The 19780-nt window shown below is 74.3% G+C and carries 20 protein-coding genes; 3 read left to right on the top strand and 17 right to left on the bottom strand.

The window, feature by feature from the left end:
- Nucleotides 1-117 precede the first annotated feature (117 nt).
- Together SMD20_RS11905 and SMD20_RS11900 are read left to right on the top strand one after the other, a co-directional pair.
- Nucleotides 118-309, top strand: a complete 192-nt coding sequence (locus SMD20_RS11905) for a DUF1918 domain-containing protein (protein WP_329579096.1) — start codon at nucleotides 118-120, stop codon at nucleotides 307-309.
- 93 nt (nucleotides 310-402) lie between these two features.
- Entirely contained in the window at nucleotides 403-1248 is an 846-nt protein-coding gene (locus SMD20_RS11900; protein ID WP_329579093.1) for a universal stress protein, read from the top strand.
- A gap of 9 nt (nucleotides 1249-1257) precedes the next feature.
- Here SMD20_RS11900 and SMD20_RS11895 read toward each other — a convergent pair whose 3' ends face one another.
- From SMD20_RS11895 to SMD20_RS11880, 4 genes are all read right to left on the bottom strand, one after another.
- Nucleotides 1258-2217: an Acg family FMN-binding oxidoreductase gene (locus SMD20_RS11895; protein ID WP_329579090.1), complete on the bottom strand. Its 960-nt coding sequence runs from the start codon at nucleotides 2215-2217 to the stop codon at nucleotides 1258-1260.
- Nucleotides 2218-2307: 90 nt separating this feature from the next.
- The gene (locus SMD20_RS11890) at nucleotides 2308-2772 is read right to left on the bottom strand and encodes an OsmC family protein (RefSeq protein ID WP_329579088.1); all 465 of its coding nucleotides are present in this window, start codon (nucleotides 2770-2772) and stop codon (nucleotides 2308-2310) included.
- Between the two features lie 104 nt (nucleotides 2773-2876).
- A complete protein-coding gene (locus SMD20_RS11885) occupies nucleotides 2877-3257 on the bottom strand; it encodes an STAS domain-containing protein (protein WP_329579085.1) in 381 nt (126 codons plus the stop codon).
- 92 nt (nucleotides 3258-3349) lie between these two features.
- The gene (locus SMD20_RS11880) at nucleotides 3350-4633 is read right to left on the bottom strand and encodes an ArsB/NhaD family transporter (protein ID WP_329579082.1); all 1284 of its coding nucleotides are present in this window, start codon (nucleotides 4631-4633) and stop codon (nucleotides 3350-3352) included.
- A 136-nt stretch (nucleotides 4634-4769) separates the two neighbouring features.
- Between SMD20_RS11880 and SMD20_RS11875 the strand changes: the two genes are divergently transcribed.
- A complete protein-coding gene (locus SMD20_RS11875) occupies nucleotides 4770-5321 on the top strand; it encodes a hypothetical protein (protein WP_329579079.1) in 552 nt (183 codons plus the stop codon).
- A gap of 62 nt (nucleotides 5322-5383) precedes the next feature.
- Here SMD20_RS11875 and SMD20_RS11870 read toward each other — a convergent pair whose 3' ends face one another.
- The 13 genes from SMD20_RS11870 to SMD20_RS11810 all read right to left on the bottom strand — a co-directional run bounded on the left by SMD20_RS11870 (nucleotide 5384) and on the right by SMD20_RS11810 (nucleotide 19734).
- Nucleotides 5384-6403 (bottom strand): LacI family DNA-binding transcriptional regulator, encoded by a 1020-nt coding sequence (locus tag SMD20_RS11870; RefSeq protein WP_329579077.1) that lies wholly within the window; start codon nucleotides 6401-6403, stop codon nucleotides 5384-5386.
- Between the two features lie 91 nt (nucleotides 6404-6494).
- A complete protein-coding gene (locus SMD20_RS11865) occupies nucleotides 6495-9167 on the bottom strand; it encodes a beta-glucosidase family protein (RefSeq protein ID WP_329579074.1) in 2673 nt (890 codons plus the stop codon).
- Nucleotides 9168-9361: 194 nt separating this feature from the next.
- Nucleotides 9362-10372: an aldo/keto reductase gene (locus SMD20_RS11860; protein ID WP_329579071.1), complete on the bottom strand. Its 1011-nt coding sequence runs from the start codon at nucleotides 10370-10372 to the stop codon at nucleotides 9362-9364.
- 42 nt (nucleotides 10373-10414) lie between these two features.
- Nucleotides 10415-11383 carry a hydroxyacid dehydrogenase gene (locus tag SMD20_RS11855; RefSeq protein WP_329592513.1) on the bottom strand — a complete coding sequence of 323 codons (969 nt, stop codon included), beginning with the start codon at nucleotides 11381-11383 and terminating at the stop codon, nucleotides 10415-10417.
- Between the two features lie 22 nt (nucleotides 11384-11405).
- Complete coding sequence (locus tag SMD20_RS11850; RefSeq protein ID WP_329579067.1) at nucleotides 11406-13667, bottom strand: SpoIIE family protein phosphatase; 2262 nt, start codon at nucleotides 13665-13667, stop codon at nucleotides 11406-11408.
- Nucleotides 13668-13844: 177 nt separating this feature from the next.
- Complete coding sequence (locus SMD20_RS11845) at nucleotides 13845-14201, bottom strand: STAS domain-containing protein (RefSeq protein WP_329579065.1); 357 nt, start codon at nucleotides 14199-14201, stop codon at nucleotides 13845-13847.
- Between the two features lie 83 nt (nucleotides 14202-14284).
- Nucleotides 14285-15733, bottom strand: a complete 1449-nt coding sequence (locus SMD20_RS11840; protein WP_329579063.1) for an MFS transporter — start codon at nucleotides 15731-15733, stop codon at nucleotides 14285-14287.
- Nucleotides 15734-15839: 106 nt separating this feature from the next.
- The gene (locus SMD20_RS11835; RefSeq protein WP_329579061.1) at nucleotides 15840-16448 is read right to left on the bottom strand and encodes a TetR/AcrR family transcriptional regulator; all 609 of its coding nucleotides are present in this window, start codon (nucleotides 16446-16448) and stop codon (nucleotides 15840-15842) included.
- 54 nt (nucleotides 16449-16502) lie between these two features.
- Entirely contained in the window at nucleotides 16503-16949 is a 447-nt protein-coding gene (locus SMD20_RS11830) for a CBS domain-containing protein (RefSeq protein ID WP_329579057.1), read from the bottom strand.
- A gap of 46 nt (nucleotides 16950-16995) precedes the next feature.
- The gene (locus tag SMD20_RS11825; RefSeq protein WP_329579054.1) at nucleotides 16996-17658 is read right to left on the bottom strand and encodes a potassium channel family protein; all 663 of its coding nucleotides are present in this window, start codon (nucleotides 17656-17658) and stop codon (nucleotides 16996-16998) included.
- A complete protein-coding gene (locus tag SMD20_RS11820; protein ID WP_329579051.1) occupies nucleotides 17651-19003 on the bottom strand; it encodes a TrkH family potassium uptake protein in 1353 nt (450 codons plus the stop codon). The genes SMD20_RS11825 and SMD20_RS11820 overlap by 8 nt, the downstream gene beginning before the upstream one ends.
- A gap of 159 nt (nucleotides 19004-19162) precedes the next feature.
- Nucleotides 19163-19495 carry a DUF3140 domain-containing protein gene (locus SMD20_RS11815; protein WP_329579048.1) on the bottom strand — a complete coding sequence of 111 codons (333 nt, stop codon included), beginning with the start codon at nucleotides 19493-19495 and terminating at the stop codon, nucleotides 19163-19165.
- Nucleotides 19492-19734 (bottom strand): DUF2945 domain-containing protein, encoded by a 243-nt coding sequence (locus SMD20_RS11810; RefSeq protein ID WP_329579045.1) that lies wholly within the window; start codon nucleotides 19732-19734, stop codon nucleotides 19492-19494. The genes SMD20_RS11815 and SMD20_RS11810 overlap by 4 nt, the downstream gene beginning before the upstream one ends.
- Nucleotides 19735-19780: the final 46 nt, after the last annotated feature.

The following is a 19780-nucleotide window of genomic DNA, read 5'->3' as shown; positions in this document are numbered from 1 at the left end:
CGGGGCCCTGGACGCCGCGCGGAAAGGAGCCGGTCGTTCCCGTGACTAGGAGCCCGTACGGGGCATCTGAACTGGGAGAAGAAGCACGAGGGTCCTTGCGGGACGAGGAGGTCTGCGATGAGGGCGAGTGTGGGAGATCGGCTGGTGGTCGAGGGCACGTACGGGGGCGAACTCCGCAAGGAAGGCGTCATCGTGCGGGTCGAGCATGATGACGGCTCGCCGCCGTACATCGTGCGGTGGCTGGAGGACGGGCACGAGAGCCTGGTGTTTCCCGGCCCCGACGCCCATGTCGTCGCCGGAGCCCGGTGACCGCGGTGCCGCCGGCTCCGGGGTGTGGCTCGCCGGGCGGGTGATCCGGATGCCCGGGCTGCGGCTGCGGCACGGGAGCGGAGGAGGCGCGCGATGACCGGGCCCGTCATGGTCGCCGTGGACGGCTCCGCCCCGGCCGCCGCCGCCGTGGAGTGGGCCGCCGCCGACGCCCAGCTGAGAGGGCTCGCGCTGCGGATCGTGCACGTGTGCGAGCCGCGGCCCCCGGGTCAGGACGGCCTGGAGCCCTGCGAGGAGACGCTGGAAGTGGCGCGGGACCGGGCGCTCGCCCTGACCCGCGACGTCGAGGTCGAGGCCGCCCTGCTGACCGGCGACGTCGTCGAGGCCCTGCTCGCGGAGTCGGTGTCGGCGTCGGCGGAGAGCGTGGTGCTGGGCAGCCGGGGGCTCGGCGGGTTCGCCGGGATGCTCCTCGGCTCGGTCGGCATGGGGGTGGCCGGGCATGCCGCCGGGCCCGTCGTGATCGTACGGGAGACGTCCGTGGTGCGGCACGGCCGGGTGGTCGTGGGCGACGACGGCTCGGAGCAGGCGGCGGCGGCCGTCGCGTACGCGATCGAGCAGGCGAGGGCCCGCGGCGTCACCCTGCACGTGGTCAGCGCCTGGCAGTCGCCGGTGTACTCGCCGTACGCGGCGGCGTACGACACGCTGACGCAGGAGGGCTACGAGTACCTGACACAGGCCGCGGCCGAGCGCGTGGCGGCGTGGCGCGAGAGCGACCCCGACGTCCGGATCACCGACGCGCAGGTGCACGGGCACCCGGTGAACGCCCTGATCGAGGCGGGCCGGGCGGCGGACCTCGTGGTCGTGGGCTCGCGCGGGCGGGGCGGGTTCGCCTCGGCCCTGCTCGGGTCCGTCGGCCACGCGGTCCTGCACCGCCTGACCTGCCCGGTCGCGGTGGTGAGGCCGCGTCCCGGTGGCGGGTGACGAGAACGCTCAGTTCTCCGCCATGACGAGGTCGCCCACGGGCCGCCGCGGCGCGCGGGCCACCACCGGCCCGTACCCCAGCCGGAGGATCATCTGCGGATGCCCGTGCCGGGTGCGGGGGTCGGCACGCCGGCGCATGTCCCGCAGGTCCAGCGGCTGGTTGAGGAACGACGCCGACACCTCGCGACCGGCCGCGACGAGCAGCACCCGCTGCAGCGCCTGCCCGGCGCGCAGCCAGTCGAGCGGCCCGTCCCCTGCCGTGGTCAGCACCGCGAGCTGCGGGTACGGCTCGAAGCACGCCTCGCCGCGGCGGCGGCCGAAGTCGCGGACCGGGTCCATCCGGCCGCTCGCCACCGGGCCCTGCACGTACGGGGGCACGCCCCGCCCGCCGGTCCACGCCCGCAGCTCCGCCACATACTCCTCGTCGCGGGCCAGCTCGTCCTCGGCGATCGCGGCGTGGTCGAGCACGTCCATGGCCGCCCGCCGGTCCAGGACGATCAGCCTGGCCCGCTCCAGGGCCGCCGCCGCGCGCAGCTCCGCCAGCACCGCCTCGGGGACCGGCCGGTCGTGGAAGGGCATCCGGCTGGTCCGCCGCACCGGGATGAGGTCGTACAGCTCCCGCGACTCCGCCGAGGACCGGCCGCGCAGCGCGATCTGCGTCACGGCCAGCAGGTCCGGCCGCCGGTCCGGGTCGGGCAGCAGCCGCACGCCGGGCATCCGCCCGGCCGCCCGCGCCGCCACGCGCAGGTTCAGCAGCGCCGCCCCGCAGCTCACGTGGAGCGAGCGGCCGCGCGGGTCGCTCACCCGCAGCCAGCGGTCCCAGTCGGCCAGCAGCTCGACCAGCTCGCCGTGCAGCGCCCTGAACCGCCACGGCTGCGTGTTGTTCACCGAGGCCGCCTGCCCGGCCGCCACGATCAGCCGCCTGACGGCGAGGTCGGTGGGGCAGGCGGTGGGATATGACGTGATCATGACGTACCTCCTGAGCCCACGCTGGCCCACCCACCGGGCGCGGCGTAGGGCCGGAGGTCCTGCCGAAGGTCCTGCGGGAGGGGTGTCAGATCACGCGTCTCCGGCCAGTTCGACGACCACCTCGGGTGGCCGGCGCAGCGAGTTGTGCACGGTGCAGCGCGAGATCACGGCCAGGAACGCGGGCCGCCGCTCGGCGGGCAGGCCGGGCGCGGCCACGCGCAGCCGTACGGCGGCGACCCGGGCGGGCCGGTCGGCGGCCAGGCCGAAGTCCGCGCTCACCCGCAGCCCCTCCCGCGAGGCGCCGTGGCGGGACAGGAAGCGGCCGGCGTAGTAGGCCACGCAGGAGGCGAGGGAGGCGACGAACAGCTCGGTCGGGGTCGCGCCGGCGTCGTCGCCGCCCGCCTGCTCCGGCTGGCCGGCGACCAGCGTGTGGCCCCGTACGGTGATGAGGTAGGACTCGCCGCCGGCGTGTGCGACCTCCACCCGTTCGGGCAGGTCGGCGGCGGACGGCTGGGAGGGGGCCTGGAGCGGGATCGTCGCGTGGCGGGTGTCCATGGTGATCTCCTTCGTTCGCCAGGGAGCACGGTGGCCACCCTCCACCTTGGCCCCCGGGAGGGAGAACGGGGAGGGCCCAAACCTGTCACCGCCGCTGCGCCAGATCAGGGCGGGTCAAGGGCGGCGAGGGCGGCGTCGATCGTGGGCAGCAGCTCCAGGCCGGCGGCGTGGGCCGCGCCGAGCAGCGGCAGGCCGCCCGTGACCACCAGGCGCCCGCCCGCCACGCCGGCGTCCCGGGTGGCCGAGCGCAGGACCTCGAGCCCGGCCGCGTCCAGACCGGTCAGCCCGGCGAGGTCCACGACGAGCGCCGGGACCGCCAGGGTGTCGAGCGTCCTCGCGAGGTACATCCGCAGGATCTCCACCGGCGCGCCGGACAACGGCCCGCCGAGCTCGATCACCAGGACCTCGCCGCGGCTGCGGATCCGCAGGGAGAAGTCGCCGGCGGCGGAGGGGCCCGGCGGGTCGGCGGGCGCGGTCGGGGTCATCGGTCGCTGGCTCTCCAAGGCGCTACGGAAGCATCACCGGCCGGACTTCCCGGCACACCGCCGACGACACTATCGACTGCGGACGGCGTACATCACAGCAGGTAACGCAGCCACAGGTAGGGGGCGACCAGGCCGACGGTGACCACCGTGACGACGAGGCCGTACTTCGTGAACTGCCAGAAACTGATCGGGGTGCCGTTGCGCGCGGCGATGCCGAGCACGACCACGTTGGCCGCCGCGCCGACGGCGGTGGCGTTGCCCCCCAGGTCTGCGCCGAAGGCCAGCGCCCACCACAGCGCCTGGTCGCCGCCGTTCGCGTTGACGAGCTGCTCGACGATGGGGCTCATGGTGGCGACGTACGGGATGTTGTCCACGATCGCCGACAGCACGCCGGACACGCCGAGCAGCCCCAGGGTGGTCAGCTCCGGCCGCCCGGCGGTCGCCTCCACGGCGGCCTTCGACAGCTCGCCGATGACCCCGGTCTCCACCAGCGAGCCCACCATGACGAACAGCCCGGCGAAGAACACCAGCGTGGGCCACTCCACCTCGGCGATGGCCTGCTCGGTGGTCACCTTCGTCACCGCGACCAGCACGCCGGCGCCGAGCAGCGCGACGACCGACGGCTCGTAGTGCAGCACCGGGTGCAGCACGAACGCCGCCATGACCAGCACCAGCACGCTCAGCGACTGCCACAGCAGGGTCCGGTCGCCGAGCGCCTCCCGCTCGTCCAGCGCCATGATCTCCGCGGCCCGCTCCGGGTCGTGCCGGAAGCGCCGCCCGAACATCAGCCAGCACAATCCGACGAACACCGCCATCAGCACGACGACCATCGGCGCCATGTGCACGAGGAAGTCGTTGAAGGTCAGCCCGCCCCGGCTGGCGATGATGATGTTCGGCGGATCGCCGATCAGGGTGGCCGCGCCGCCGATGTTGGAGGACATGGCCTCGGCGATGAGGAACGGCGCGGCGGGCAGCGCCAGCCGTTCGCACACGAGGAACGTCACCGGCGCGATGAGCAGCACCGTGGTCACGTTGTCGAGCAGCGCGGAGGCCGACGCGGTGATGATCACCAGCAGCGCCATGAGCCGGAACGGCCGCCCGCGGGCCCGCTTGGCCGCCCAGATCGCCAGGGACTCGAAGACGCCGGTCTCCTTCAGCACCCCGACGATGATCATCATGCCGAGGAGCAGGAAGATGACGTTCCAGTCGACGCCGGTGCGCTCGGAGAAGAACGCCGCCTCGGCGCCCGTGGCGTGGATCAGCATCATGATCCCCGCCCCGCCGAGCGCGGCCGCGACCCGGTGGACCTTCTCGGTGGCGATCAGCGCGTACGCGGCCAGGAAGACCGCCACGCTCACCCAGGAGAGCGCGGTCACGCGGGAAACCGGTCAGTGAGGTGCACTGGCACATCCTCTGTTCAAAACGGATGAACGACTCGCCGACCAGACTTCCCGGCACACCTTCGCACAACGTATCAAGAATGCTTCCGTGTGGAATCATGGGCAGCGGATCATGACATTCGGCGTGCGCCAGTTCGAGCTGGCGCTGATGCATCGCATGCGCGACCTCGCCGCCGCCCGCGTCGAGGACGCGCTCAAGGTCATGGGCGCCACCCGCGCCGAGCTCCGGCAGGCGCACACCCAGTGGACCGCCATGGCGCACTCGGCACGGGCCCCCAAGGGGCGGCGGGCGTTCCTGGCCGCGCTCGGGCCGCCCGCGTACGAGGGCGACCGGCGCGTGGGCAGCCTGACCTGCGGCGTCGCCCGGTGGGCGCTGCCGTCCTGGCCGGGACTGCAGTTCGAGGTCCTGCTCGGGCCGGGCGGCGAGGTGTGGAACCAGTGGTTCGTCCGGCCGGGCGGCGGGCGGGCGGTCTCGTTCGCCGAGCTGACGCCGTGGAGCTGCGTCGTCGCCGACGTCGGGGCCGGCTTCTCCAGCGCCTCACACCTCGAGGGCGCGGCACCCCACCACTGGACGGTCGGCTTCGCCCACGAGGGCACTCTCTATCGCGCCCGCTTCGTCTACGGCCTCTACCAGCGCCTCGACCGCGCCGCCGACGACTCCTGACGTCTGCCCGCGCCGGGTCAGGCCGGGCGGGCAGACGGGAGGCCAGGCCGGGTCGGGCCGGGTCAGATGGCCGCCGGAGCCTGTGCCGCCGTGGACGTCCGCTCCACCAGCGCCGGCTGGAAGATCACCCGCCGGTGCTGGTGGCCCGGCACCCGGCCGGACTCCTCCAGCAGCATCTGCGTGGCGGTGTCACCGATCTGCTCGCGCGGCTGCCGGATCGACGACAGCGGCACGGCGGCCGCCGCCGCGAAGTCGATGTCGTCGTAGCCGAGGATCGCCACGTCGTCCGGCACCCGCAGCCCGCGCTGCGTCAGCTCCTGCAGCACCCCCAGCGCGACCAGGTCGTTGCCGCAGAACACCGCCGTCGGCCGCGCCCCGGGCGACAGCTCGGCGATCTCCCGGCCCGCCGTGCGGCCGGTCGCGACGTTGAGGTCGGGCAGCCGGATGACGGTCAGCCGCTCCCGCTCGCCCAGCACGGCGGCGAGCCCGTCGTGCCGGTCCTCCACCTGCCGGACGCTGAACGGCCCGCCGGCGTAGGCGATGTGCCGGTGCCCGCGCTCCAGCAGGTGCCGCCCGGCCAGCCGGCCGCCGAGCACGTCGTCCACCGCCACCGCGCACCCGTGGCTGAACCGGGAGGAGTTGTCGAACACGACGACCGGGATGCCCCGCGACACCAGCTGCTCCAGCCGCTCCCGTTGCCCCCGGTCGTTGACCGGCGTGATGAGCACGCCCAGCGGCCGCTGCTCCGCCAGCTCCTCGATCAGCCGTTCCTCCCGCCCGGCGTCCTTGCTGCTGTTGAACACCATCACGGTCAGCCTGTCGCGCTGCGCGGCGCTCTCGACTCCGCGGAGGACGTCGATGAAGAACGGGTTGGCCAGGTCGAGCGCCACGACGGCGATCGTCCTGCTGCGCCCGGCCCGCAGTTGCCGGGCCGAGCCGTTGCGGACGTAGCCGAGCCGCGTGATCGCGGCCTGCACGCGCTCGCGGGTCTCGGGAGCGACCATGTCGGGACGGTTGAGCACGTTGCTCACGGTGCCGACGGAGACCCCGGCGAGGCGGGCGACCTCTTTGATGCTCGACATCGTTCCTCAGTGTCAGTCGCCACCGCGTCCAGCGGCGTGGCCCCCTAGCTTATGCGATCACCGGACCCGCTGAAACGATTCATCCCCCCGCTCACCGTACCGTCACCTCGCGTCGCAGCCGCAGGTCCCGCGACGACGAGCCGACCTGCACCTCCCGTCTCCCGGCGGCGAGCGCCCATCCCTGGCCGCCCCAGTGCCGCAGCGTCCGGCCGGGCACCGTCACCGTGACCCGCCGCCGCTCGCCGGGAGCGAGCCGGACCCGGGCGAAGCCCGCGAGCACGCGCGGCGGCATCGGCACGGGCGGGTCCGCGGGCGGCGTCACGTACACCTGCGCCACCTCCACGCCCTCCCTCCGTCCCACGTTGGCCAGCGTGAACGTCACGCGCAGCCCGTCGCCGGACGGCCGCACCGACAGCCCGTCGTACGCGAACCGCGTGTACGACAGCCCGTGGCCGAACGGGAACAGCGGCTCGATCCCGTACGCGTCGTAGTGCCGGTACCCGACGAAGACGCCCTCGTCGTAGACCGCCGTGCCGGCCACGCCGGGGTAACGCTCCGGCGCGGCGGCCGGCGCGTCCCCGGCCCGCGCGGGGAACGTCACCGGCAGCTTCCCGCCGGGGCAGGCCGCGCCGAGCAGCAGCGCGGCGGTCGCGTCCGCGCCCTCCTGCCCCGGGTACCACATCTGCAGCACCGCCGGCACGTCCGCCAGCCACGGCATGAGCACCGGGTGCCCGGTGTTCAGCACGACGGCGGTCCGCGGGTTGGCCGCCGCCACCGCCGCGATCAGCGCGTCCTGCTCCTTCGGCAGCGCCAGGCTCGTCCGGTCGGCTCCCTCCGTGCCCTCGTCGAAGGCGAACACCACGGCCGCCCGCGCGCCGCGCGCCAGCGCCGCCGCCTCCTCCCGCGCCTCCTGCCGCCGGGCCGGCGTGACCCAGGCCAGCCGGACCTCCAGCGGCTTCCCCGCGACCCCGGTGGCGGAGATCCGCAGCCGCGTGGGCCGCCCGCCCTTCAGCCGGACCACCGCCCCGGCGTTCATGAGGCCGTCCGCGGTCGCGATCAGGCTGCTGTTGCCGCCGAGCAGCGCCTCGACAGCGCCGATCCTGGTCCCGCCCACGGTGAGCGTGATCGAGCCGCCGGACGACGGCGGGGCGCCGGCGCCCTGGACGCGCAGGTCGTAGTCGCCGGTCGCGGGGGCGGTGATCGTGCCCGTCCAGGTCCAGGACGACCCCGCGGGCAGGGCTGCGGCGCCGGTGTGGTCCACCCGCGTCACGGGCTCCGGGTCGCCGCCCCGGCGGGTGCGGGTCAGCGACAGGGCACTCGCCGGGACCGGGACGCCGTCCAGGTCCACGCCGGTGGCGAAACCCACCCGCGCGGCCCCGCCCGCCCGGCGGCGCAGGGCGGCGAACGGGCTCTCCGTCCCTGAGCGCAGCACCCGGGCGCTGCCGCCCCCGCCGGCCAGCGGCGCGGCGGCGGTGGGGCCGATGACGGCCAGGTCCGCCAGGTCGGCGCGGCGGAGCGGCAGGAGGCCGCGCTCGTTGCGCAACAGCACCGCCCCCGCCAACGCGACCTCCCGCGCCGCCGCCGCCCCGGCCGCCGGGTCGAACACCGGCCGAGCCCGGCCCCCAGCCGCCGGCGCGTCCGTCACCCCACCCGTCAGCCCGCCCGTCAGTCCGCTTGTCGTCCCGCCCGTCAGTCCGCCCGCCAGCCCGCCCGTCAGTCCGCCTGTCGTCCCGCCCGTCAGTCCGCCTGTCGCCCCGCCTGTCAGGCCGTCCGTCACCCCGCCCGGCAGCCCGTGCCGTGGGTCGCTCAGCAGGTCGAAGCGGTCGAGTTGGAGCAGGATCCTGCGCACCGACCGGTCCACGACGGAGCCGGCCAGCCGCCCCGAGGCCACCGCCGCGGCCAGGCCGGAGAAGCGGGCCCCCGAGGGCATCTCCATGTCCAGCCCGGCCTCGATCGACGGCACGCCGCTGCGCGTGCCGCCCCAGTCGGACATCACCCAGCCGGCGAAGCGCCACTCGTCCCGCAGGATCTCGGTGAGCAGGTGCCGGTTCTCGGCGCAGTACCGGCCGTTGACGCGCGGGTACGCGGCCATGACCGCGCCCGCGCCGGCCGCCACCGCCGCCTCGAACGCCGGCAGGTAGATCTCGCGCAGTGTCCGCTCGTCCACGCGCACGTCGACGTTCTGGCGCTCGTTCTCGAAGTTGTTGGCCGCGTAGTGCTTGACCGTGGCGATCGCGCCCTCGCCCTGGATGCCGCGCACCTCGGCGGCGGCCAGCGCGGCCGCGAGCACCGGGTCCTCGCCCAGGGTCTCGAAGTTCCGGCCCGCCTGCGGGACGCGGACGATGTTCACCATCGGCGCCAGGATCACGTCCATGCCGAGGGCCCGGCACTCGCGGCCGAGGACGGCGCCGTACCGGCGGGCCAGGCCCGGGTCGAACGTGGCGGCGAGCGCGACCGGCGCGGGCAGCGCCGTGGCCTGCCCGCCGGCCTGCCCGCCTGGCTGTACGGCCCCGCGCACGCCGGCGGGGCCGTCGGCCAGGCGCAGCTCGGGGATGCCGAGCCGGGGCACGCCGGGCACGTACCCGGCCGCCCCCTGGGACGCGGGATCGGCGGCCCCGTGCAGCAGCGCGATCTTCTCCTGGAGCGTCAGCTCACGCAGGAGAGCGTCCACCCGGGAAGGCCGGACGCCCGCGCGTACGGGCCCGGCCCACGCGACGACGGCCCCCACCCCGGCGAGCAGACGGGCCACCTCCCGGCGCGTCACGAACAGGGACGGACCGTATGGGGGGTTTTCGGGGGAGGCGGGGGCTCCGGGCATGGGGCAGCTCCTTCGCGGGTGGGCTGGACCCCGAAACCTAGAGCCGCGACGGGGGCCGGGGCCCCGCGTTCGCCGTTGAACGGAGGACTTCCCGGCCCGACTTTTACCTTCCGGGCCGCGCTCCTGCCCCGGCCCCGCTGCTACGCCGTGACCCCGGCCTCCTTGGCGGCCCGGTCGATGGCGGCCAGTTCGTCGTCGGTGAAGTCGAGGTTGTCCACGGCGGCCACGTTGGCCTCCAGCTGCTCGGGGCTCGACGCCCCGACCAGGACGGAGGTGACGCGCGGGTCGCGCAGCGCCCACGCCAGCGCGAGCTGCGCGACCGTCTGCCCCCGCCCGGCGGCGATGCCGGCCAGCGCCCGTACGAACGCCAGGACCTCGGGCGTCACCCGGTCGGCCGTGAGGAAGCGGCCCTCGGCCGCCCGCGAGTCGGCAGGGATGCCGTCGAGGTAGCGGTCGGTGAGCAACCCCTGCGCCAGCGGCGAGTACACCACGCAGCCCGCGCCCTCGGCCTCCAGCACCCCGAGCAGCCGGTCCTCGATGCCCCGGTTGAGCAGGGAATACGGCGGCTGGTGCACCAGCAGCGGGGTGCCGAGCCCGCGCAGCAGCCGGGCGATCTCGGCGGTGCGCCCGGGCGAGAAGTTGGACACCCCGGCGTAGAGCACGCGGCCGGTGCGCACCATGTGGTCGAGCGTGGCGGCCTGCTCCTCCAGGGGCGTGTCCTCGTCGTCGCGGTGCAGGTAGAAGATGTCGACGTGGTCGAGCCCGAGCCGGGCGAGCGAGCGGTCCAGGGTGGCGAGCAGGTGCTTGCGGGAGTTGCCCTTGCCGTACGGGCCGTCCCACATGGGGTTGCTGCCCTTGGTGGTGACGACCACCTCGTCCCGCAGGGACGCGGGGAAGATGCGGCCGAACGCGGCCTCGGCGGCGCCGATCGGCGGGCCGTAGCGGTCGGCGATGTCGAAGTGGGTGATGCCCAGGTCGAGGGCCTTGTGCAGGATCGCTCGCTGGCTCTCGACGGGCTTGCCCTCGCCGAAGTTGTGCCACAGGCCCAGCGAGACGGCGGGGAGCAGGAGTCCGCTGCGGCCGCACCTGCGGTACGGCTGGCGTTCGTAGTCCAAGGTGACCTTCCGCGTGATCGCAATGAATCGTTTCACGGCCACGTTATCGTGCCGCTCCACGAAGGACTGGGCGCCGGGTCAGGCCCGCAGATGCAGGGTCGCCGGGTCCACCGCGTGCCGCAGCGGCCGGCCCGCCGCGGCGGCGGCCACCTCCGCGACCGCCCCGGCCGCCAGCCGGTGCAGCTCGGTGCCCACCGACCCAGCCACGTGCGGCGTGAGCAGCACCCCCGGCAGGTCGAACAGCGCGTCGTCCGGCTCGATCACGTCCAGCACCGCGTGGATCCGGCCCCGGGAGACCGCCTTCACCAGCGCGTCCTGGTCCACCAGCGACGGCCGGGCGGTGTTGATCAGCGTCGCCCCCGGCCGCATCAGGGCCAGCTCGGCAGCCCCCACCAGGTGCCGGGTCTCGGGCAGCGCGGGCGCGTGGATGGTCACGACGTCGCTGCGCGCCATCAGCTCCGGCAGCCCGACCAGCTCGGCGCCCAGCTCCTCGGCGCCGGAAAGGGTCGGGTCGTACAGCAGGGCGCGCAGGTCGAAGGGGCGCAGCAGCTCCAGCACGCGCCGCCCGACCGCCGAGGCGCCGATCACGCCCACCGTACGGCCCGCGTTGCCGCCCGCCGACCAGATCGCCTCCAGGCCGGGCGGGCGGCGGCTCTCGGTGTAGGCACGGGAGAGCTGCCAGACCTGCTTGTTCGCCAGCAGGATCATCGCCAGGGTGTACTCCGCGACCGGCACGGCGTTGGCCGCCACCTGCGAGCTGACCTGGATCCCGCGGGCGAACACCGCCGGCCCGGCCAGCCCCTTCACCGTCCCGGCGGTGTGCACCACGTACCGCAGGCGCGGCGCGTTCTCCAGGGCGCGGGCGTCCAGCGGGGGAGCGCCCCAGCCGGTGATCAGCACCTCGGCCCGCGCCAGCGCCGGCCCTTCGTACCGGGTGAGGACGAGCGTGGGATCGAGCTCGACGTGCCGCCGCAGCTCGGCCAGCAGCTCAGGGGTGAAGAAACGGCCGACCTGCGAGGGCGGGTCGAAGACGAGGATCGCGTGCATGGGGGTCACGCTCTTGATCGTCTCAGGTGAGCTGGACGCCGATGAGGCAGGTGTCGTCGTCGGTGTCGGAGCCGCACTGGATGAGCAGGTCGTCCAGGCGGTCGTCCAGGGAGGCGGCGCCGCGGGTGGCGATGGCGAGCAGGCGGTCCTGCGCGTGGCGCAGGTTGCGGTCGCGCCGCTCGATGAGGCCGTCGGTGTAGAGCAGCAGCGTGTCGTCCGCGCGCAACTGCACCTGCCCCTCCTCGTACGCGGCGTCGGGGAACGCCCCCAGCAGCGGCCCCTTGATCATCGGCAGCTCGTGGCCGTCCGGCTCCCGCAGCAGGATCGGCGGCAGGTGACCGGCCCTGGCCCAGGTCAGGACCCGGGTGGCCGGGTCGTACAGGCCGCACACCGCCGTCGCGGTCATGGGATCGGTGAGATGGCAGGCGACCAGGTTGAGCCACGACATGAGCTGGGCGGGCCCGGCACCCGTGGCGGCCAGGCCGCGCAGCGCGTTGCGCAGCACCACCATGCCGGTGGCCGCCTCCATCCCGTGCCCGGCCACGTCACCGACCGACAGCAGGATCTGCCGGGACGGCAGCGTGACCACGTCGTACCAGTCGCCCCCGACCAGGTGGTCCTTCTGCGCGGGCCGGTAGCGCACGGCGATGCGCAGCCCGTCGGAGCGGGTCGTGCCGTGCGACGGCGGCATGATCGCGTGCTGGAGCCGCAGTGCCAGCAGGTTGCGCTCGGCGGACTCCTGCTCGCTGTGGGCGAGCTGGTCCCGGGTGACGGCGAGCGCCACCTCCGTCCAGTGCTGCGAGGAGATGTCCTGGTACGCCCCCCGCACCGCCATGAGCCGCCCGTCCGGCCCGAAGACCGGCTCGGCGACCACCCGCAGGTGCCGGGCCGTGCCGTCCGCGCGCCGCAGCCGGAACGCGGTGGCGGCGAAGCGCCGGTGGTGCAGCACGGTACGCAGGAAGCGGCCGACGGTGACCCCGTCGTCGGGATGGGCGTGCTCGCGCAGCCGCTCCAGCGGCACCGGCGGCTCGCCCGGCGACAGGCCGTACAGCGCGTAGAGCTGGCCGGTCCAGGTGATCTCGCCGGTGACGGCGTTCTCCTCGAACCCGGCGATGCGGCCGAGCCGCTGGGCGTGCTCGAGCAGCCCGGCCAGGCGGGCGTCCTCGTCGTGGTCGCGCCACACCAGCAGCACGTTCTCGCCGTGCCGGGTGAGGCTGACGTCGGCCACGCCCGTCATGCTCAGCGCCAGCGGCATACGTTCGGACCGGAACGGCTCGCCGGTCGCGTGCACCCGCTCGACATGCCCGAACAGCCCGCCCGCCGCCTGCGGGAACGCCTCCAGCAGCAGCCCGCCGGCCCTGAACGGGTACGCCTCCAGCGCCGGCGTCCCGCGCAGCCGCCGGCTGACGTGCCGCACCTCGAAATCGGCCAGACCGCCGCGCGCGTCCAGGCTCGCCCGCAGCACCAGCGCGGGATCGGGCAGCGCGTCGGCCAGCCCGGCCAGCTCCGGCAGGTCGGAGCCCGGCCCTCCGGACGGCGCGGTCAGCGTGTGGGCGCACAGCTCGGCCAGCGCCTCGATCTGCCGCTCGACCCGGAACGAGTCCGCCGCCTCCGGCACGTACGGCCAGCAGACCTCCAGCACGCCGAGCACCTGCTCGCCCCTGGTCATCGGCATGGTCACCCGGCCGCCGGTGTCGGCGCGGCGGCGGCCGATCGACGGCAGGTCGCCGGAGTGCCAGATCGTACGCCGCCCGGCCAGCGACCGCCCGGCCATGGTGTCGACGCCGGGCGGCACGTGCCGCCAGCTCCCGGCCTCCTCCGGGCCGAAACCCGCGTACCCCGCCAGCGACAGCGACCCGTCCGGCCCGGCCGCCCACACCGCCACGGCCGTCGCGCCGAGCGGCGGCAGCGCGTGCTCCAGCAGGGAGCGGGCCACGGCCTGCGTGTCACCGGCGTCGAGGGCGGCGCTCTCGGCGGCACGCAGCGGCACCGCGGCCTCCGGCTCGGCCCGCGCGACGGCGCTGACGCGGTCGTACGCGGCCGCGTTGACCACGTCGGCGGCCACCTCGACCGGCGACAGGCCGCTCCGGCCCGCCAGCGTGGTGAGCTGCTCGGCCGCCTGCGCGGGGCCGCAGTGCAGCCGCCCGACCAGCACGCCCTTGGCCAGCTCGACCAGGGCGCGGTCGGCGGCGGCGCGGCGCGAGTCGGCCAGCTCGCGCCGCAGCCGCTCGACGGTGGCGGCGAGCCTGCCGAGGTCGCCCGCGGGGTCCGTTGGGTCGTCCACGCGCTCCGCCCTCCTCACGAGTCCGCCGGCGACCGGCCGGCGCCGGACGCGCGCGGCGAGGTGACGCGGCAGCCGCCCGGGGCCGGTGGCTCTGGTGAGGCAGAGACTAGCCCGCCGCGGACGCCACGTCCGCCGGCCGCGCGTCCCCATCCGCGTGGCACCGGCGCCGTGCGGGGCTCAGACGGAACGTTCCGCACGTCCGAGCGCCGCGGTCACGGCCTCCTCGACCGTGGGGTGCATCGGCACGTGGGCCAGCACGCCCGTGATCTCGAACAGGCGGGCCGGCAGCGGCTGCACGCCGGCCAGGTGCACGAACCCGCCCTCGCGCCGGCAGCGGACATCGCACATCAGCAGGACGTGCAGGCCGGAGCTGTCCATGAACGGCACCCGGGACAGGTCGAACACGAGCCGGCCGTCCGGCAGGTCCTTGACGTAGTCGTCGAGCTGCGCGCGGTTGGTGGCGTCCAGCTCGCCGCACACCGTGATCACGGTGACCCCCGGCAGGCGTTCGTGGGCCAGTGTCAACGTGGGCATTCAGCTTGTCACCGGTCTCGCCGGCGGTTCAGGACCATCAATGAAGGATAGTGGGCGGGAGCCGTCCGCGACATCCTCAATCGTCAGTGGCCGTGCCCGTGACCGACGAACGCCCCCGAGGGCCGGCCGGGCGGCACCAGCCGGAGCGAGACGAGTGCCGCCACCCCGGCCGTCACGGCGCACACGGCCAGCCCCGAGACGAAGCCGCCGATCCCCGCGGCGCCTGGCGTGAGGCTCGGCGCGACGACGGCGGAGGCCACCGCCACGCCGATCGAGCCGCCCAGCTCGTGGAAGGTGTTGATGACGCCGGAGGCCACGCCGTTCTCGCCGGGCGGCACGTTGGCCATGGTGGTCGTGGTGGCGGTCACGAACAGGGGCCCGATCCCGAGCGCGGCCAGCGTGAACCCGGGCAGCAGCGTGGCGTACGGGCTGGTGGCGTACAGGTCGGTGCCGGAGGAGATCAGGGTCATCCACGCCGCCCCGGCCGCCGTCAGCGCGAACGCCGCCACCGCCACCGGCCGCCCGCCGAGCCGGGGGAGGAGATGCCCGCCGGCCTGCGCGCCGATCGTGATCGCGAGCGCCACGGGCAGGAAGAGCAGGCCGGTCTCCAGGGCGCCGAAGCCCCGCGCGTGCTGGAGGTACAGCGAGCCGATGAAGAACAGGCCGAGCATGAGGCCGGTCGCGGTCACCATCAGGAACATCCCGGAGATCACCGGCCGCCTGGCCAGCGTCGCGGCCCGCATGAGCGGGGCCCGCACGGTCCGCTCGACCGCCGCGAACAGCGCGTAGAGCAGCACGGCCGCGGCCAGCGGCAGCAGCGTGGCGGCCGCGCCCCAGCCGGCCTCGCCCGCGGTGACCACCCCGTAGACGAGCAGGCCGGTCGCCGCCGTGACGAGCAGCGCGCCCGGCACGTCCACCCGCCCCGCCCGCCCGGGTGCTGCGGGCGTCACGGCGGGCGTCACGATGGGCAGGGCGACCAGCACCAGCAGGCCGACCGGCACGTTCACGACGAACGCCCAGGCCCAGCCGGGACCGGCGGTGAGCAGCCCGCCGAGGAGCACGCCGAGGGCGGCGCCGCTGCCGCCGACGGCCGCCCAGACGCCGAGCGCCCGCCCGCGCCGCTCGCCGTGGAAGACGGTGGTGATGACGGCCAGCGCGGCGGGGGAGAGCAGCGCCGCGCCGACGCCCTGCAGCGCCCGCCCCGCGATCAGCGTTGCCCCGCTCCCGGACAGCCCGCACAGCAGCGAGGCGGCGGTGAACAGGGCGAGCCCGGCCAGCAGCGTCCGGCGAGCGCCGAACACGTCGGCGAGCCGCCCGCCGAGGACCATGAGCCCGCCGAAGCACAGCGTGTACGCGGTCACCACCCAGGTCAGCGCCTCGCGGCCGAGCGCCAGGTCCGTACCGATGGACGGCAGCGCGACCTGCACGACCGTGATGTCCACGATGAGCATGAACTGGGCCAGGCAGAGCAGCACCAGCACGCCCCACCCGCCCGGCGCGCGGACTCCGCCGCGCGAGACGTCGATTTCCATACGATCCAACCCCTAAACTCGAACAGTGGTGTTCAAGTTAGCACGCGCAACCGTACCCGGGTACGGTTTGAAACGAGTGAAAATCGCCCCCGAAGGCGGGCGGGCGTCAGGCGGAGGCGGGGGATCCGGACGTCAGGAGGGACAGCATCGTGGTGATCAGCACCCGCTCGACGTCCTCCGCCGGGAGCCGTCCCGCCTCCCGCTCCTGCGCGGCGCTGTGGATGATCGAGAAGAACGTCGTCACCAGCCACGGCAGCGGCAGGTCCGTACGGAAGTCGCCGTCCCGCCGGCCACGCTCGATCAGCCGCTCCACCCGCCGCAGCGGACGCTCGTGGTGCTCACGGATGCGTTCGGTGGCCATGATCCGGTCGGCGGCCACGAACAGGCGGCGGTGCCGGTCGAGGACCTCCCACGCCGAGCGCAGCAGCGCCGCCATCGCCTCCGGCGCCGGGCCCTCGTCGAGTGCAGGGTCGTCGAGCACCGCGTCGGCCAGGCCGACCGCGTGCTCCAGCACCGCGTCCACCAGCGCCTCGCGGGACGGGAAGTGCCCGTACAGCGTGACCCGGCCCACCCCGGCCGCCTTGGCGATGTCGGCGACGCTCGCCGCCGGGTCGGCGCTGAGCAGGCGGGTGGCGGCCTCCAGGATCGCCGCGATGTTGCGCTCGGCGTCGGCCCGCCGAGCGGGTACGGGCTGTCGTGGCGCGGTCCTCACCATGCGCACCACCCTACGACGCCGGCCGCGGGTGACCGGGCGACACGCTCGCCGGGGTCAGAGCTGGAGGGCGTGGTCGAGCAGGTCCTGCAGGGTGACCGCGCCCATCAGCCGCCCGTCGGCGTCCACCACCGCCACGAGCGGGCTGTGCGTACGGGCCATCAGCGCGGCCAGCTCCAGCACCGTCGCCTTCTGGTCGGCGACCGGCAGCTCGCGGGGCTGCTCGGGCAGGCACTCGCGGACCGTACGCTCGCCCAGCCGGCGCAGGAACAGGTCGGCGTGGGCCTCGTCCACCACCCGCGCCAGCGCCGGGTCGTCCCGGCAGTAGGGCGGCACCGCCAGGCGCAGCACCTGGGTGCCGGGCAGGATGCTGATCGGCCGGCCGTCGCCGTCGACGAGGATGAGGCCCGGCAGGTCGCCGTCGGCCAGCAGCCTGGCCGCCTCCAGCGCCGGGGTGTCCGGGGTGACCGTCGGGAAGTCGACGGCGAGCTCATGTGCGCGCATCGGTGTCCTCCCTTCCGAAGCCTAGCCAACCGAAGAGCCCAGCCGGTCACGGTAGCTCGGCGAAGCGCTCGACCTCCTCCGTACGCCCCGACACGAGGATGACGTCGCCGTAGGACAGCTCGGTCTCGGCGGTCGCGTACGTGAACGCCTCGCCCGGCGTCTTGACCGCGACGATCGTGACGCCGCGCTTGCGCCGCAGGTTGGACTCGCCGAGCGGCACGCCCACGTACTCCTTCGGCGGTTTGATCTTGGCGAGCGCGAAGTCCCCGTCGACCTGCATGAAGTCCAGCATCCGGCCGCTGACCAGGTGAGCGACCCGCTCGCCCATGTCGTGCTCGGGGAAGACGACGTGGTGGGCGCCGATCCGGTCGAGGATGCGGCCGTGCTGGGAGCTGACGGCCTTGGCCCAGATGTCGTTGATCTCCAGCTCGACCAGCAGCGACGTGGTGAGGATGCTGGCCTCGATGTCGCTGCCGACCGCCACCACCGCCCGGTAGAAGTCGGGGACGCCGAGCTGGCGCAGCGCCTCCATGTCGGTGGCGTCGGCGGTGGCGATCTGGGTGAGCTGCCCGGCCAGCGCCTGTGTGATCTTGGGCCGGTGGTCGATGGCCAGGACCTCGGTGCCGCGCCGGGTCAGCCCCAGCGCCAGCGCGGTGCCGAACCGGCCCAGCCCGATGACCACGACGGGATTGCTCTTGTAGTCAGCCAACGATGACTCGCTCCTCCGGTAGCTCGTAACGGCGGGTCCGCCGGTTGAGCGCCAGCGCGGACCCCAGGGTGAGCGGACCTATCCGGCCGATGAACATCAGCACGGCGAGCAGCACGTGGCCGGGGGTGCCGAGATCCGCGGTGATGCCGGTGGACAGCCCGGTCGTGCCGAAGGCCGAGATGACCTCGAACAGCACCTGGTCGAGCTTGTAGGGGGTGAGCGCGAGCAGCACGTACGTCGAGACCGCCACCAGCGTCACCCCCAGCACCGTGATCGTGACGACCTGGCGCTGGGTGGTCTCCGGCAGCCGCCGCCGGCCGATGTTGACCCGGCTCTCGCCCCGCATCTCGGTCCAGACGATGAAGGCCAGCATGCCGAACGTGGTGACCTTGATGCCGCCCGCGGTGCCGGCGCTGCCGCCGCCGATGAACATCAACAGGTCGGTCGCCAGCCAGCTCGACGGGTACATCTGCCCGATGTCCAGCACGTTGAACCCGGCCGAACGCGGCATGACGGCGGTGAAGAAGGCGGCCATCAGCTTGTGCCCGTCGTCGAGCCCGCCGAGCGTGGCCGGGTTGCGCCACTCGGTGGCCAGGAAGACGAGGGTGCCGGACACCAGCAGGATCACGCTGGTGCCGACGGTGATCCTGGTCAGCACCGTCCACTTGCTCGGCTGCCGCCAGAGGCGGGCCAGCTCGAACACCACCGGGAACCCCAGCCCGCCGACGATGGCCGCGATCGCGATCGTCAGGCAGATCCACGGGTCGGCGACGAAGCGCATGAGGCTGTCCGGCCACAGCGCGAACCCGGCGCTGTTGAACGCCGTGACCGCGTGGAAGACGCCCAGGTAGAGCGCGCGGCCGAACGACTCGCCGTAGCCGAGCACGAACCGGCCGGTGAGCACGGCGGCGGCCACCGCCTCGCAGACGAGGCTGAAGACCACCACCTTCAGCACGAGCCGGCGCACGTCGCTCATGCTGAGCGTCTTGGTCTCCGTCTGGGCGGCGATCCGGGCGCGCAGCCCCAGGCGGCCCGACACGAGCAGGGTGAAGACCGTGGCCATCGTCATGATGCCGAGGCCGCCCACCTGGGCCAGCCCGGCGATGACCACCTCGCCGAAGACCGACCAGTGCGCCTCGGTGTCGACCAGCACCAGCCCGGTCACGCAGACCGCGGAGGCGGCCGTGAACAGGGCGTTCAGCCATCCCGCCGACACGTCCCCGGCGGTGGCGGCGGGCAGCGACAGCAGCAGGGTCCCGATCCCGATCGCCATGGCGAACCCGGCGGCCACGACCTGGGCCGGATGCTGGAATCGCGCTAAGAGCGTCGAGGTAGCGCGCATCATCGATCGCCGCCATCACTCCAGCGCATCGCGCAACACCCTCCGGGACACTTCGGTCGCCGATCCAAAGCCGACCAGACTTCCCGGCTCACCGGGCCCCACCATACCTCCCGCGCGCGTGGCAGCGGTCCCGGACGGGCGCGAACGCCCGGGAGACGCCGATCACTTGAGCGGGTCGTGGCCCCAGTTCATCAGCGAGTAGCGCCACCGCGTCTTGCTGACGTCGCCGGAAGGGCGCTGGGCGAGGTGCCGGTGCACGTACCCGATGACCTTCCTCATGTGGGCGTAGTCGTCGTCGCCCCAGTCCGACCTCGGGCGGTGCAGCAGCGCGACGATGCGGCGGCCGGACTCGTGGCCGGTCGACTCGGCCGCGCCGTCCGCCTTCTGCCCGGCCGACCTCGACTCCTCGGTGGTCAGCCAGTGCTCCAGCTCCTTGGCCGTCATGTTCACGACCCGGCCGAACTCGGCGGCGATCTCGTGGCGGTCGCCGCTCACTTCTTCTTCCGCTTCTTGAGCGCCGACGCCTTGTGGACGGCCTCGCCGCCGCTCTTGTCGCTGCGCACCACGTACTGGGGCTCCTCGGGGGAGGCGGCGACGGTGCGGCCGGCGGCCTTCGTCCGCTTGGTGATCTTCTTCTCCACCTCGCCCTCGGCGGTGCCGCCGTGGCTGCGCCAGCTCACCTGGTCGCCCTTGGCGAGCGCGTCCTTGTTCGGCTGGTCCTTCTTCTTCGGCATGCACCTGCGGCTACCCGCACCTCGGGGGGATAACCGCAGGTCAGCG

Source organism: Nonomuraea sp. LP-02 (assembly GCF_036289125.1).
In the GTDB taxonomy this organism is placed as follows: domain Bacteria; phylum Actinomycetota; class Actinomycetes; order Streptosporangiales; family Streptosporangiaceae; genus Nonomuraea; species Nonomuraea bangladeshensis.
Note: the sequence above shows the minus strand (reverse complement) of the source record. Positions and strands in the feature narration are given on the sequence as shown.

Bases quoted from the DNA above. Each gene is read 5' to 3' on its own strand.
- SMD20_RS11905 (WP_329579096.1), top strand. From the start codon at position 118: ATGAGGGCGAGTGTGGGAGATCGGCTGGTGGTCGAGGGCACGTACGGG.
- SMD20_RS11900 (WP_329579093.1), top strand. From the start codon at position 403: ATGACCGGGCCCGTCATGGTCGCCGTGGACGGCTCCGCCCCGGCCGCC.
- SMD20_RS11895 (WP_329579090.1), bottom strand. From the start codon at position 2,217: ATGATCACGTCATATCCCACCGCCTGCCCCACCGACCTCGCCGTCAGG.
- SMD20_RS11890 (WP_329579088.1), bottom strand. From the start codon at position 2,772: ATGGACACCCGCCACGCGACGATCCCGCTCCAGGCCCCCTCCCAGCCG.
- SMD20_RS11885 (WP_329579085.1), bottom strand. From the start codon at position 3,257: ATGACCCCGACCGCGCCCGCCGACCCGCCGGGCCCCTCCGCCGCCGGC.
- SMD20_RS11875 (WP_329579079.1), top strand. From the start codon at position 4,770: ATGACATTCGGCGTGCGCCAGTTCGAGCTGGCGCTGATGCATCGCATG.
- SMD20_RS11870 (WP_329579077.1), bottom strand. From the start codon at position 6,403: ATGTCGAGCATCAAAGAGGTCGCCCGCCTCGCCGGGGTCTCCGTCGGC.
- SMD20_RS11855 (WP_329592513.1), bottom strand. From the start codon at position 11,383: ATGCACGCGATCCTCGTCTTCGACCCGCCCTCGCAGGTCGGCCGTTTC.
- SMD20_RS11845 (WP_329579065.1), bottom strand. From the start codon at position 14,201: ATGCCCACGTTGACACTGGCCCACGAACGCCTGCCGGGGGTCACCGTG.
- SMD20_RS11840 (WP_329579063.1), bottom strand. From the start codon at position 15,733: ATGGAAATCGACGTCTCGCGCGGCGGAGTCCGCGCGCCGGGCGGGTGG.
- SMD20_RS11835 (WP_329579061.1), bottom strand. From the start codon at position 16,448: ATGGTGAGGACCGCGCCACGACAGCCCGTACCCGCTCGGCGGGCCGAC.
- SMD20_RS11830 (WP_329579057.1), bottom strand. From the start codon at position 16,949: ATGCGCGCACATGAGCTCGCCGTCGACTTCCCGACGGTCACCCCGGAC.
- SMD20_RS11820 (WP_329579051.1), bottom strand. From the start codon at position 19,003: ATGATGCGCGCTACCTCGACGCTCTTAGCGCGATTCCAGCATCCGGCC.
- SMD20_RS11810 (WP_329579045.1), bottom strand. From the start codon at position 19,734: ATGCCGAAGAAGAAGGACCAGCCGAACAAGGACGCGCTCGCCAAGGGC.